This window comes from Ochrobactrum sp. XJ1 (genome assembly GCF_024701725.1).
GTDB classification, from domain to species: domain Bacteria; phylum Pseudomonadota; class Alphaproteobacteria; order Rhizobiales; family Rhizobiaceae; genus Brucella; species Brucella anthropi.
The window spans coordinates 209075-221957 of the sequence record NZ_VDGD01000011.1 but is presented as its reverse complement, the minus strand read 5'-3'; the positions used below and the strand labels follow the sequence as shown (position 1 = coordinate 221957).

Below are 12883 nucleotides of genomic sequence, written 5' to 3'. Positions count from 1 at the left end.
AACACTGATTGGGAGGCAGTGCAGCGATGATTCTCCTGAAGCGAGGCCTCTCCGTCGCAGCCATAGCGCTTGCTGCTATAGCTGCACTGACGCAGCCCAGCCGCACGGAGACCTGCAACCGCCAAACCTTTGAAAGTACAAACTACATCATCTGCGATGCAAAGGCGGACGGCACAGGCTTGCATCTGTTCTGGAAAAATTCCGACGATGAGCCCTATCGCAATTTTTCGAAAATAGCCGACGCTGCCGCAAGCCGCGGTGAGACACTGGTTTTCGCGCTCAATGCCGGAATGTATCAGCCTGATTTTTCGCCGATGGGTCTCTACGTCGAAAATGGCCGTGAGCTTCGCCCGGCAAGCAAGACGACACCTGTTCGTGGGTCCGGGCCCGTACCGAACTTTTACAAGAAGCCGAACGGCATCTTCTACCTCGGCGACAAGGGTGCCGAAATCCTGCCGACAGGCCGTTTTCTGAAACAAAAGATCAAGCCGCAACTGGCCACCCAGTCCGGGCCGATGCTGGTTATCCGCAACCGGATCAATCCGATTTTCATCGTCGGCTCAACCGACAAGACCCGGCGCAGCGGTGTCGGCATTTGCAGTGGCGGCGCGATCCGATTCGCGGTCAGCGAAGACGCGGTCAATTTCCACGATTTCGCAAAATTGTTTCGAGACCATCTCCAATGCCCCAATGCCCTGTTTCTGGATGGCGGCGGCGGTGCAGGCATCTACGTTCCAGCGCTGGGACGGAATGATGTCTCGTGGCACGGCGGTTACGGCCCGATCTTCGGGTTGATTCAATGAGGGCGGTCAAATTTCCGAATCATCAAGAATGCGGGAGAGCGTGCTTCGTCCGAGCATGCTCATGGCCGGATTGCTGACACGATAATACCAGACCAGCCCCATCGCCTGTTGAAACGCCCAGGCCGCGCCGCGTTTCCATTCGAAATCACCAGATTGAAGATGCCTGCGCAGAATATTGCGTCGCTCCCTATCGAAAAGATGCCAGGCTGCGACAAGGTCCAGCGCCGGATCGGCGGGTCCGAAGCCACCGTTATCGAGCACACCGACCAAATGTCCGTCGCGCGCAAGGAGGTTTCCCGGAATGAGATCGCAATGGCTCATTACGTCAGCACCACTGGATGGCAATGCGCGCAGTTGCTCCCATTTCCAGCGAAGGCGCGCTACATCCAGCAGGTCTTCGCTGTTCCTGAAACAGGTCTCGATCCACTCATCATGATCCGTCAGATCGCCGCCTCTGCCAGTTCCTGAAAAAGAACGGCCTTTGGTATCAGTCAGACGAAGTGAAGCAATGAGATTTGCAGTATCCAGCGCAAAATTGTTGGAAGTGGAAAGCCCATCAGGCGTGGCAACATCCCCTTCAATCCAGCTCTGCATCATCCAGGGCATGGGATAGTTGCGAGCGGGGTGGCCGATGCCCATTGGCTGAGGCGCCGGTACGGGCGAATGTTGTGCAAATTCCGCCATGGCAGCAGCTTCGTTCCGCAATATCTTTGCATATTCAGCCGGGTTCGTTGCCTGTAGGGGAAATCTTGCAGCGATATTCGATCCGACGCGGAAAATTGCGTTGACCGTACCCGTCGTCTCCAGCTTCTCCACCTTCTCGCGACCATATTGTGGGAACTGGTCGGCGATCAGCACACGCACGAGGTCGGCATCAATATGAAGTTGGTCTGGATGCATCATGTCCCATCGATAGGACCGTGGGGCGGCAAAGGCAATGCGATCCATAGTTTGCCATGGACAAAACAAAGGCCGATCTGATTTTCAGACCGGCCTTTCAGATAACACATTCTGCATTGCTTACTTGAACAGCAGCGGCAAGGTGATTGGCATACGCGCCTTGGCAATGGCTGCCGGCGGGGCAGGCACAGGCGAAGCTCGACGCGCTGCTTCAAGTGCAAGCTGATCAACCTCCGAATTACCGGACGAACCGGCCAGCTTGACCGAAAGCACGTTGCCAGACGGATCAATCACAAAGTTGATGACCACGCGTCCTTTGGCGTTGCGTGCCTTGCGCTGCATGAAACGCGTGTTACGCGCCATATGCGCATTCATCTTTGCCTGCCATTTGTTGGAGGCGACGCCCGCCGACGCAGAATTCTCGCCACGACGATTCGCAGCAGCCTTCTCGCCCGCATCTGCATCCATGCGCGGCGCAGCAGCCTGACGGGTTTCTGGCGCCTTCTCGGCCTTCTTGGGCTTGGGCTTCTCGACCTTGGGTTGCTTCGGCTTTTCCGGTTTCGGCTTCTCAACCTTTTTCGGTTCTGGCTTCGGCTCCGGCTTGGGTTCCGGTTTCACTTCCGGCTTTTCGACCGGCAACGGAACAGCCACTTCGGGCTTTTCTGCCTCGACCACATCCGGAATGACTTCTTCCGGTTCCTGAACGGCCTGTGGTTCCGGCTCAGGCTCGGGCGGTTTCACCTCTTCCGGTTCAGGTGGTGTCGGTTCTTCCTGCACCGGTTCTGGCTGCGGGGCCGGTTCCGGCTCTGCCTGTTCCTGCGGTGCTTCAGCCGTTTCCGGCTGGGCTTCTTCCGCAACCTGTTCTTCCATCGGCGCTTCCGGCTCCGGCGCAAGTTCCACCACCATGGCGGCAACCTGCGAACCGTCAGGCTGATCCTGCTCCTGCGCCATATGGATGGCATAGGCACCGGCAGCATGAACGGTCAGAACGAGAATACCCGCACCGAGCCAGCGCCCCGCATCATGCCAAAAGGAATGATGATGAGTGTCAGCCGAAGCCACCTTTACAGGAGGATGGTCGGGCGGAAGTGCGTTCATTGCGCTGCTCCCTGCGCTGCGGGAGTTTGCGAGGTGGGGGCCGGTTGCGCAGGCACACTGGCAGGTGCGGCTCCGCTCTGATCCGCACCGACGGTTTCAAGACCGACCAGTGCAATCTTCAGATAACCGGCTTCCCGCAGAAGATTCATCACACGCATCAATTCGCCATAGCCGACATTCTTGTCGGCGCGCAGGAAGATACGCGCTTCCTTGTTTTTTTCGGACAGACCGTCCAGCGCCACACCAAGGCGCTCGCGGGCAACGGTGTCATTGCCGACACTGATGCTGAGATCGTCCTTCAGGGTCACATAAAGCGGCTTGTCGGGACGGGGTGCAGGCGCTGCCGTCGAGGCAGGCAGATCCACCTTCACATCCACAGTCGCCAGAGGCGCTGCCACCATGAAAATGATGAGCAGAACCAACATGACGTCGATGAATGGCGTCACATTGATCTCGTGGTTCAGCTCGAGATCGTCACCGCCGCCTTCGCGAACTTTACCAGCCATGGTGCCTACTCCGCTGCGTGCAGCGTGCCTTCACGCACACCGGCCGTTCTGAAATCGAGATCGCGGCTGACAAGGCGCTCGACCCCTGCCGAAGCATCGGCCAGCAGCGACCGGTAGCCGGTGATGGAACGGGCGAACACATTGTAGATAACCACAGCAGGGATAGCTGCGACGAGACCGATGGCGGTTGCAAGCAAGGCTTCGGCAATACCCGGCGCCACGACGGCGAGGTTCGTCGTCTGCGCCTGGCTGATATTGATGAACGAATTCATGATGCCCCAGACCGTGCCGAACAGACCGACAAACGGCGCAACCGAACCGATGGTCGCAAGAATGCCAGTACCCTTGGAAAGACGGCGTCCGGCCTTGGCCTCGATACGCGACAGGCGCGAGGAAACACGCTCCTTGAGGCCTTCGCCACCGGCGCGCGCCAGCGCAGGACCCGACAAGCGCACCTCATCTTCTGCAGCACGGACCAAAACTGCACCCGGTCCCTTTGCACCGTCCAACGCATGGACTGCTTCGGCAAGCGTTGCCGAATGACCGATAACTTTCAATGCCTTGGTAGCACGGCGGCGCGCACCGGCCAGTTCAAGCGTCTTGGCGACCCAGACCGTCCATGTGGCAAGCGAAGCGATCGCGAGACCAATCATCACGGCCTTCACGACCCAGTCGGCAGCCATGAACATGCCCCATGGCGAAAGATCGTGCGGGAGGATCAAACCGTTCTCGCTTTCGACAGGTGCAGCAGCAGGCGCAGCTGTCTGGGACTGGATCAATTCAGGCGAAGGTGCCGTAGCCGGTGTGGTTGCGGCCGGGGCAGACGCTCCCGGTTCGTTCGCAGGCGCCGGAGCAGCGACAGGCGCTGTATTGGCTGGTGCAGAACTGGAAGGCGCCTCTGCGGCGGGGGCGGCCGGGGCATTCGTCGATGGGGTTACGTCCTGGGCCAATGCAGAAGCCGCACCCAGCAAGCCGATGCCCATCGCCGCAGCCATGAAGCCTTTTCGCCAGAAACCAGTCATTTTGATCGCCTTTTGATTGTTCAAATCCGCGAGCACATGACTAAACCCTCATGCAGGCCGTCGCGCCGCTTGTTGGGCCTCTTCTTAACTCCCAATAACATGATGGCGCAAGTCATGTTTTCAATTTAAGGGCATTTTCGTCTTGCAATCCAAGGATTAGCGAACATTTTTCGTCTCTCGGCTTTTTGCCAGTTGCACATTCGTGCCAAATCAGACCTGATATGGTTAACCGCAGCGCTTGAGGATTGGATTTAAGAACAAATTCCCGGTGCTCGGGAGGAAATGCAATTCCGGCCAAGCCGGAATCCGGAGGACATGCCTATGATGCTCAAGGATATCCAGACACTTGAACATGCGGCCCGTACTGCCATGGCAGGAAATGATGATCCGCTGCCGGTACAACAGCGTTCGCTGAAGCCATCACATGTGGGACTGGCCTTTATCATGCTGGCCGGTGCTGCTTACCTGATGCTGGCCTGATGCTTGCTTGAGCCAGAAATTTTCAACTCAAAAGCGTTGTTTGCCCCATTTTTGCCACTGAAAAGACGCGGGTTTCACAATTTTGACGTTTGAATAACACAGATTTTGAGCGGAACGGAAACCGTTTCCCCTCGTTTTTTCTCCTGTAGACGGTGAGATTGCCTCTCGCCTTCGGTTTGCCTTAATTACCGACAGGAGTTTCCATGAAAAGACTTCTCGCCTCGACGGCTCTTGCCGCGCTGATTGCCTTGCCCGCCTTCGCGCAGGGTGGTTCACCGATCTTCTCCGACGAGAAACAGGAAAAGCCGATTGCCAGCGAGAACGGATATTTCGTGGCATCCCCCGGCCAGCTTCTGGTGTCGGGCTTCATCGGACAGGCGGTTTATAACGGCCCATCCAACGATGCCGCGAATATCGGGACGGTCAATGACATGATCCTCGGTGCCGATGGCAGTCCGCAAGCGGTGGTGATCGGGGTCGGCGGCTTTCTCGGTGTCGGGGAGAAGAACGTCGCAATCGGCTTCGATCACGTGTCATGGGTGGTTCGCGAAGACGGCAAGCGCTGGCTGATCGTGGATGCCACCAAGGAGCAGCTCGAAAAGGCACCGGCATTCGACCGCAGCGCAGCTTTCGAAGCAGATGGCGTACCGCGCGCCGAACCGCCAGCCGCCGAAAAGACCATTACCACGCAGAAGGCGGACAGGATCATGCCTGATGGCATGAAGCCGGTTCCCTCCGAGGGACTAAGTGCGGACAAGCTCATCGGAGCCACGGTTTTCGGTGCGGATGAAACGAAGATCGGAACGGTCGGCGATGTCCTGATGACCGCCGACGGGCAGACAGAGGCATTCGTTGTCGACGTGGGCGGTTTCCTTGGCATCAATTCCAAGCCGGTGGCCGTTTCCATCGCCAATCTCGACGTTGCGACCGGCAAGGACGACAAGCTGAACGTCTTCACGCAGTTCACCAAGGAACAGCTGCAGGCACAGTCCGCCTATTCGGACGAAGCCTACAAGAAGGACCCGGAAGGCACGATCCTTCATGGCGAAGCGGAGTAAGGCTTCACGATATTTGCGGAGGCATTATCTGTAGTGCTTCCGCACTTTCCCGCCATTTACCCCGCCATTTACCATGACTTGCAACAACCGGCCGGTCTTGTTGCCGCTGATGGCTTGGCATGCAACCATTAAGCCAGCCGCACGTTATCCAAACGATAACCAGAGACTGAACAGGAGAGCTGATATGGCGCGTGCATCTGCGAAAACGAGCAAGATCGAAGAAAAGATCGAGGAAGCGCTGACCGATGCCAGCACGGAAGACCTGCAGGCCCAGGTCGAGCAGCTGAAGGAAGATATCGCTGCCATTGCGGCAACACTTGCCAATCTCGGTTCGCAGACCGTCCGCGACGCAAAACGCAGCGCGAAGGAAACCTACAAGAGCGCTTATATTCAGGGCGAGGACGCCATCGACGATTTGCGCAACAAGGCGCAGGATGTTGAAGCCCAGCTGACGGCAACGGTGCGCGAACGCCCGATTGCCGCACTCGCCACTGCACTCGGCGTCGGCTATTTGCTGGCCCTGCTCTCGCGCCGCTGAGGCGGATCATGCTGAAAGCTCTCATGCCCCTATTGTCTGCGATGGCAGGCGAAGAACTGAAATTCGTCGCGGGTCAAACGAAACGTGCAGCGATTTTCGGTGCGGCCATCGCCGTCTTCGCAATCATCGCGATCACCTTTTTCTGCGTCGCCGCCTTTCTGGCACTGGCGCAGAACTATGGCGGGCCGCTGGCGGCTCTCATTCTGGCTGCATTGTCGCTGATCGCGGCGCTTCTCATTCTCGCAGTCCTGAAAATTCAGGCTGCGTCCGAGGCCAAAAAGCGCAAGCAGAAAATGGAGGCGGACAAATCAGCGATGGTAGCAGCGGCAGCAATCGCGACCGTGCCTGCCATCCTCAAACGGCCCATACTCGCCGCCGCCCTGCCGCTTGCAGGCATTGCTCTGGTCTCGCTGCTTTCTGACAAGAAAAAGCGCCCGCCGCAGAGCTGATAGCTTCACGCAAACGCAAACACGCCGGCTTTCAAGCCGGCGTTTTGTTTTCCCCTTCACCGCCAGCTTTATTTGCCAACCGGCATTTCGCCTTCTTCGGCTAGTGGTCTGATTCCGACATTTGAATTCCTCGGATATGAGCGCTGAGCAAATGTCGGAATCAAAAAGACCACTAGTAATCTTATGATTCTGGTGGATTTTTCGAATTTGACGTTTGAAACGAGATTCGTATCGGACGGGTATCAAACGTCAAATTCAATCCACTAGCGACGACAAGCGGACAATCACTCTGGTTCCGACACCATCATCGGTCTTGCAGTAGACGGGCTTTTCGCCGAACTGCATACAAAGCTGTTCGATCACCAGCGTACCGAGACCGTTCTTCTCGCCGGATTTCTGCTGGTCCTTGTCGAAGCCCACACCGTCATCTTCCACGACCAGCACCGGGATAGCATCTTCACCCGGCTTCAGGCTGATCCGGATATGCCCTTCCGGACGTCCCTTGAAAGCATGCTTGATCGCGTTGGTGACAAGCTCGCCCAGAATGATGCCAATTGTCGTCACATCGCGCGCCTTCAGATCAAGCGGCGCGAAATCGGTCGAAAATTCGATCTTGCGATCCTGACCGATAGCGGTTCGGATATCGTTGATGACGGTTCCGAGAAAATCGTCGACGCGGGCCGATTCCATATCCTCGCCGAGACGCAAGCGCCGGTGCGCTGTCGATACCGTCTGGACGCGATCGCGAGCGGCGGCGAGAGCCGCGCGAGCATCCTCGCTGCGCGTCTGCCGCATCTGAAGGCCAAGCAGGGATGAAACGGTGGCCAATGAATTGCCGATGCGATGATTGGTGTCCTGCAGCAGAAGCTCGACCCGCTGGCGCTCCCGCTCGGCGATGCGGCGCTCGTGCTCAAGCTCGGCGGTCCGTTCCTGCACACGCTGTTCCAGCAATTGCTTTTCCGAACGCAGCGCCGTTTGCCCCTCGAACATCGACCGCGCATAACGCTGAACCCGGCTGAACAGCAGAAGCGCCAGCATGGCAGCGGAAGCCAGCGCCACGATAGACGTCGCCGTCATCCAGTAGCGCATGCGGTTGATCCGCTTGTTGCGTTCAAGAAGCTGTTGTTCTTCCGCATCGATGAATTGCGTGACTGTATTGGCAAGCTGATCCATCAGCACCTTGCCCTCATCGCCGCGCACTTTTTCAACCGCCGCCGCCACATCACCCGACTGGGCAAGATTGACCGTCTCGCGCACATCTTCCTGTTCGCGTTCGACCAGCGCGCGGATCTGCTGAACCCGCGCATCCTGCAGCGGGCTCTGGTCTGTCAGGGCTTCGAGGTCGGCAAGCGTCTTGTCGACGCTCAGAATCGTGTTGCGATACAGATCAAGATAAGTCTCATCCAGCGTCAGAAGATAGCCGCGACGGCTCATCTCGATATTGCTGGCAAGGCGCGCAACCTTGTCGACCTGCTGGCGCAAGGCATAATTGCGGGAAATATCGACGACCTGATGATTGACCCCGGACGACAGAAACAACGTCATGATGGCCGACAGCAGCACAAGGCCGAGCGAAACGATAACCGCAACCGGCTTCGATGACGATTGAAGCAGTTTTTGCAACAAGGCTGATGGCAAGAACGCAACCCACAAACAAACGATCACTTTGCCGACAGGAAATATCAGCAGCTGCTAACCTACAAGTGGCAGGATAAAAAGCAATCGTTGTGGGCGAAAACAGGCGAAGGTTTGAGGTTTTAGCGTGATAAGCCCCCCTTTCATGGGAAAGAGGGGCAATTGATCAAGTGTTATGCAAAGCTTCTCAAGGTCGCCCGCGATGAATCGGCATCCGGACCGTAGTCGCCTTCGCCTTCGATCTTGAGGATTTCCTGCAAGCGCGTGCGAGCACGGCTGACACGGCTCTTGATCGTGCCGACAGCACAGCCGCAGATTTCCGCAGCTTCCTCATAGGCAAAGCCCGAAGCGCCGATCAGAATGATCGCTTCGCGCTGATCGTCGGGCAATTGCTCTAATGCTGCGCGGAAATCCTGCAGATCAAGCGTGCCATATTGCGAAGGATGCACGGCGAGCTGTTCGCTGAACACGCCATCCGTGTCCTGCACTTCGCGGCCACGCTTGCGCATCTGCGTGTAGAATTCATTGCGCAGGATGGTGAAAAGCCAAGCCTTCATATTGGTCCCCATTTCAAAGGACTCCTGCTTGGCCCATGCTTTCATGATCGTATCTTGTACGAGATCATCCGCCTTGTCGTGCTGTCCAATCAGCGACACCGCAAAGGCGCGCAGGCTCGGCAGCGATGACAGAAGCTCTCGCTTGAACTGTGCATTACTCTCAACCGACGGACCGGGTGCTGTGTTCACGCATACTCTCCTGTTCAGCCTGATCGAGTTTTTGGAGAAGATCGAGGAAGCGATCCGGGATCGTCTCATCCTGTATCGAGGTGTACAGTGCCTTTAGTTTCAATCCGACTTCACAATTTGGTCCTAGTATATCCTTCTGAACGCGACGAGACGACCTGACCCCGGCTCCGTTCATGTGAAGGTTCTCTTTTTCTGCCATATCTTGATCGTTCCGGGCTAAATGCCCTACCCTATTAATCTAAGCCCCTGCTTGTCCGGGAAATGCGCGGCTTACCAAAAAGTTCCCTAATATATCTCCCAATCTCGGAACTTTTTTCAAAACGCCCCGTTTAGAGTACCATAATGCTGCGCTCAAAGCATGGGCGGGAGGGTTCTAGAACCGTGTCCGCCAATGTGCATTCAATGAACGAAAGCGGCAGTTGAGGAGTTCCAATACCATGACGTTATCGACGCGTATCGCGCCGCATCTTCCCTATCTCCGTCGTTTTTCTCGTGCTCTTACCGGCTCCCAGGCTTCCGGCGACGCTTATGTTGCGGCTGCCCTTGAAGCCCTGATTGCCGATGTGAGCATTTTTCCGGACGCCTCGTCCGACCGGATCGGCCTCTATCGCCTTTTCTGCGATCTTTATAAGACGGCCTCGGTTCGCGTACCGGAACCAGCATCGGAATTTGCATGGGAACAGCAGGCTGCAAGAAATCTTTCGCATATCGCGCCCCTTCCGCGACAGGCATTCCTGCTTGTGGCGGTGGAAGGTTTTTCCGACAAGGAAGCCGCCGAAATTCTCGAACTGGACGATGTTGAACTGAGCCGTGTTCTCTCGGCTGCATCGACCGAGATTTCGCGTCAGGTGGCAACGCGCATCATGATTATCGAGGACGAACCGCTGATCGCGATGGATATCGAGCAGATGGTAGAAAGTCTCGGCCATGAAGTCGTCGGCATTGCGCGCACCAAGGATGAGGCCCTGGCGCTCTACAAACAGGAAAAGCCGCGTATGGTTCTGGCTGATATCCAGCTGGCCGATGGAAGCTCGGGCATCGATGCAGTGAATGAAATCCTGCAGAACGACACGATCCCGGTCATTTTCATCACCGCTTTCCCGGAACGTCTGCTGACGGGCGAGCGCCCGGAACCGACCTTCCTCGTCACCAAGCCGTTCAATCCGGATATGGTGAAGGCGCTGATCAGCCAGGCACTCTTCTTCGAAGAAGCCTCGCAGGTCGCAGCTTAAATCCAAAGGTCATAAACTCCCGAAAAGCGACAGCTTTCGGGAGTTTAATGTTGGCGCTTCAATACACCGCCAAATCACACCGCCTTAGGTCCTGACATGAGTATTTAGAGTTGTGAGCGCCTTAATTTCCCCGGAAGCACGGAACCAACCTGGCCTGGATGTCGTTTCTCCTTCACACAATAAAAAGGAGACCGGACATGCTTTATTATGCGCTCGTATTTCTTGTGGTGGCACTCGTAGCAGGTGCGCTCGGTTTCGGCGGCATCGCTGGTGCGTCAGCCGGTATAGCGCAGATTCTGTTCTTCGTGTTCCTTGCTCTGCTCGTTATTTCGCTCATCGCTTCGGCGATCCGCAAGGCGTAACAGATATAAAATCAAAGGCTGTTTTTGACCTTCTGACTCACCAGCCTATATTGCTTCTTAATGAAATTCGCCGCCGCATCACGTCATGCGGCGGTTTATCGGTTCCAGAATTCGGGCCAGTTCAAGGATCACAAGACGATCACTCGATCGAGACCCGCCGACCAGTCGATGAAATGGATGCCATGGCACGCAAATTTCCGCATAACTTTTCCGGAGCTTTTGCCGCTTTGCCAATGCGCGACCCAAATATTTGTTTCGTCGCATTCTCCTACGCAAAACCGCTTCGCACTTTTGCTGGAAATGCTCTGAATTCGGTTGCGGGATAATCGGGGCAGACATGACCGCTGGCGCAAAAGTTACCCTGCAAGAAACGGAACCTGACGCAGCCCGGCTGCGAGCCTTGCTGAGGGCCGTGCGCAACAGCAATGTCTGCGTTCTCTACCAGACACCCGATCTGATCTATTCCTGGGGGGAGAACATTCCGCTCTACTGGCAGGAAAAGTGGAAAATCGGTGGAAGTGACTGCGATTTCATTTTCTCCGTCACCTTGCACAAACTCGACGGCGCGAAGCGCGCGGCGCTGGATACCGGCGAAGCGCAGAATGTGGAGATCGCCATCAATGATGGCGACAAGCTGCGCTGGATCGAATTTCACATCGACTGCGATCGTGACGATAACGGCAATATACTGGGCCTTGTCACCACGGCTATTGAAATCAGCGAACTGAAGCGACGCGAGCAGGTGCTGAAAACCCTCTTGCGTGAAGTCAGTCATCGCTCCAAGAACCTTCTGGCCATCGTGCAAAGCATTGCCAGCCAGACGGCACGCTTCACCGATTCCATCGACGACTTTCTGTTGAAGTTCCGCGGACGCATCCAGTCCCTATCCTATTCACAGGATCTGGTGACCGATTCGAACTGGCGCGGCGCACTGTTTCGCGATCTCGTGCATTCACAGGTCGAAAAATATATCGACGTCAGCGACGAACGCCTGAGCATCGATGGCGACAATCCCTATCTTTTCCCCGGTGCCGCACTGCATGTCGGCCTTGCGCTGCATGAGCTGGTGGTCAATGCGACCTCCTTCGGCGGTCTTTCGATCCCTTATGGCCGGGTAAAGATTTCGGCGAAGGTCATCCATGTCGCCAGCGGCGATGACAGGCTGGAATTCCGCTGGGAAGAAACCAATCCGGCGATGCCCGAGGTTTTCGAGCACGATCCGCGCTTCGGCAGCGCGGTGCTGCAACGCATCGTCCCCGCCTCCGTCAATGGTCACGCCGATTATCGTATCGACGGAACCGGGGCCGTTTATTCGCTCGTCATCCCGACCGAACAGTTCGACGCCTGATCAGGCGGCAGCTCCTCAACAGCCACAAAAAAAGCCGCCATGGTCAGACCTGAGCCTGAACCACGGCGGCTTGCTCTGAATTTGCGGAACGCCAGCTGCATAACGTTTGACGGTTAGCGCGGCATTCTCGCCGCTCGCCTCGTGCGGGGAGGTTGAGGCGAACTCTGAAGGCCGCGTTGTGGGGGCGGGGTCACGACCTTCATGCGCGCTTAACGCCGCAGAAGAAACTTGGTTCCGTCAGTTTCGTATTTTTTTGCAATAAAGTTCCAGCCGGTGATGCACAATCTCGTAACCGAGCGATCGGGCGATCTCTTCCTGCAGTTTTTCGATCTTGTCGGAGCGGAATTCCACCACATCGCCGGAATCCATATCGATGATGTGATCATGATGCGCGCCACTCGCCTGTTCGAAACGCGAAGGCCCTCCGGCGAAGGCGTGCCGGTGGATGGCACCGCGCTCTTCGAGAAGCTTCATCGTGCGATAGACAGTCGAAAGCGAGATGCTGCTGTCGATCTCGACCGCGCGGCGAAAAATCTCCAGCGCGTCGGGATGATCTTCCGTCTCGGTCAATATGTTCAGGATGATCCGGCGTGGTCGCGTGATGCGGACACCTGCCTGGCGCAGTTCCTGTTCATAATCGGGTTTCTTGTATGATTCACTCATGCCCCGATTATGCACCGTCGCACCGCCAGTTGCAAATTTTTGC

Annotated in this window: 16 protein-coding genes; 8 read left to right on the top strand and 8 right to left on the bottom strand. The window is 56.6% G+C overall.

Annotation, left to right across the window (positions count from 1 at the left end; all coding sequences use genetic code 11):
- Positions 1-26: 26 nt before the first annotated feature.
- On the top strand, positions 27-803 hold the full coding sequence (locus tag FG152_RS20570; protein WP_010661335.1) for a phosphodiester glycosidase family protein: 777 nt from the start codon (positions 27-29) through the stop codon (positions 801-803).
- A 6-nt stretch (positions 804-809) separates the two neighbouring features.
- Here the strand turns inward: FG152_RS20570 and FG152_RS20565 are convergent, their stop codons facing one another.
- The 4 genes from FG152_RS20565 to exbB all read right to left on the bottom strand — a co-directional run bounded on the left by FG152_RS20565 (position 810) and on the right by exbB (position 4329).
- The gene (locus FG152_RS20565; RefSeq protein WP_029376265.1) at positions 810-1706 is read right to left on the bottom strand and encodes an aminoglycoside phosphotransferase family protein; all 897 of its coding nucleotides are present in this window, start codon (positions 1704-1706) and stop codon (positions 810-812) included.
- A gap of 117 nt (positions 1707-1823) precedes the next feature.
- Positions 1824-2801, bottom strand: coding sequence for an energy transducer TonB family protein (locus FG152_RS20560; protein WP_010661337.1), 978 nt, complete (start codon positions 2799-2801; stop codon positions 1824-1826).
- Positions 2798-3307: a TonB system transport protein ExbD gene (exbD, locus tag FG152_RS20555; protein ID WP_010661338.1), complete on the bottom strand. Its 510-nt coding sequence runs from the start codon at positions 3305-3307 to the stop codon at positions 2798-2800. Before exbD ends, FG152_RS20560 begins: the two co-directional genes overlap by 4 nt.
- A gap of 5 nt (positions 3308-3312) precedes the next feature.
- Positions 3313-4329: a tonB-system energizer ExbB gene (gene exbB, locus FG152_RS20550; protein ID WP_012091362.1), complete on the bottom strand. Its 1017-nt coding sequence runs from the start codon at positions 4327-4329 to the stop codon at positions 3313-3315.
- Positions 4330-4650: 321 nt separating this feature from the next.
- Here exbB and FG152_RS20545 point away from each other — a divergent pair, with 321 nt between their 5' ends.
- The 4 genes from FG152_RS20545 to FG152_RS20530 all read left to right on the top strand — a co-directional run bounded on the left by FG152_RS20545 (position 4651) and on the right by FG152_RS20530 (position 6854).
- Complete coding sequence (locus tag FG152_RS20545; protein ID WP_010661340.1) at positions 4651-4809, top strand: hypothetical protein; 159 nt, start codon at positions 4651-4653, stop codon at positions 4807-4809.
- Between the two features lie 203 nt (positions 4810-5012).
- Positions 5013-5867 (top strand): PRC-barrel domain-containing protein, encoded by an 855-nt coding sequence (locus FG152_RS20540; RefSeq protein WP_010661341.1) that lies wholly within the window; start codon positions 5013-5015, stop codon positions 5865-5867.
- Positions 5868-6051: 184 nt separating this feature from the next.
- Positions 6052-6405, top strand: coding sequence for an ElaB/YgaM/YqjD family protein (locus tag FG152_RS20535; protein ID WP_010661342.1), 354 nt, complete (start codon positions 6052-6054; stop codon positions 6403-6405).
- 8 nt (positions 6406-6413) lie between these two features.
- On the top strand, positions 6414-6854 hold the full coding sequence (locus FG152_RS20530; RefSeq protein WP_010661343.1) for a hypothetical protein: 441 nt from the start codon (positions 6414-6416) through the stop codon (positions 6852-6854).
- Between the two features lie 255 nt (positions 6855-7109).
- On the opposite strand, the gene FG152_RS20525 is transcribed toward FG152_RS20530, so the two are convergent.
- The 3 genes from FG152_RS20525 to FG152_RS20515 all read right to left on the bottom strand — a co-directional run bounded on the left by FG152_RS20525 (position 7110) and on the right by FG152_RS20515 (position 9434).
- Positions 7110-8492 (bottom strand): sensor histidine kinase, encoded by a 1383-nt coding sequence (locus tag FG152_RS20525; protein WP_029376267.1) that lies wholly within the window; start codon positions 8490-8492, stop codon positions 7110-7112.
- Between the two features lie 170 nt (positions 8493-8662).
- Complete coding sequence (locus FG152_RS20520; RefSeq protein WP_010661345.1) at positions 8663-9235, bottom strand: RNA polymerase sigma factor; 573 nt, start codon at positions 9233-9235, stop codon at positions 8663-8665.
- Positions 9207-9434 carry a NepR family anti-sigma factor gene (locus tag FG152_RS20515; protein ID WP_012091358.1) on the bottom strand — a complete coding sequence of 76 codons (228 nt, stop codon included), beginning with the start codon at positions 9432-9434 and terminating at the stop codon, positions 9207-9209. The genes FG152_RS20520 and FG152_RS20515 overlap by 29 nt, the downstream gene beginning before the upstream one ends.
- Positions 9435-9672: 238 nt before the next feature.
- Between FG152_RS20515 and FG152_RS20510 the strand changes: the two genes are divergently transcribed.
- From FG152_RS20510 to FG152_RS20500, 3 genes are all read left to right on the top strand, one after another.
- Positions 9673-10467 carry a response regulator gene (locus FG152_RS20510; RefSeq protein ID WP_010661347.1) on the top strand — a complete coding sequence of 265 codons (795 nt, stop codon included), beginning with the start codon at positions 9673-9675 and terminating at the stop codon, positions 10465-10467.
- Between the two features lie 197 nt (positions 10468-10664).
- A complete protein-coding gene (locus FG152_RS20505; protein WP_006473348.1) occupies positions 10665-10829 on the top strand; it encodes a DUF1328 domain-containing protein in 165 nt (54 codons plus the stop codon).
- 337 nt (positions 10830-11166) lie between these two features.
- Positions 11167-12177, top strand: coding sequence for a sensor histidine kinase (locus tag FG152_RS20500; protein ID WP_012091357.1), 1011 nt, complete (start codon positions 11167-11169; stop codon positions 12175-12177).
- A gap of 237 nt (positions 12178-12414) precedes the next feature.
- Here FG152_RS20500 and FG152_RS20495 read toward each other — a convergent pair whose 3' ends face one another.
- Complete coding sequence (locus FG152_RS20495) at positions 12415-12840, bottom strand: ferric uptake regulation protein (RefSeq protein WP_010661349.1); 426 nt, start codon at positions 12838-12840, stop codon at positions 12415-12417.
- Positions 12841-12883 lie beyond the last annotated feature (43 nt).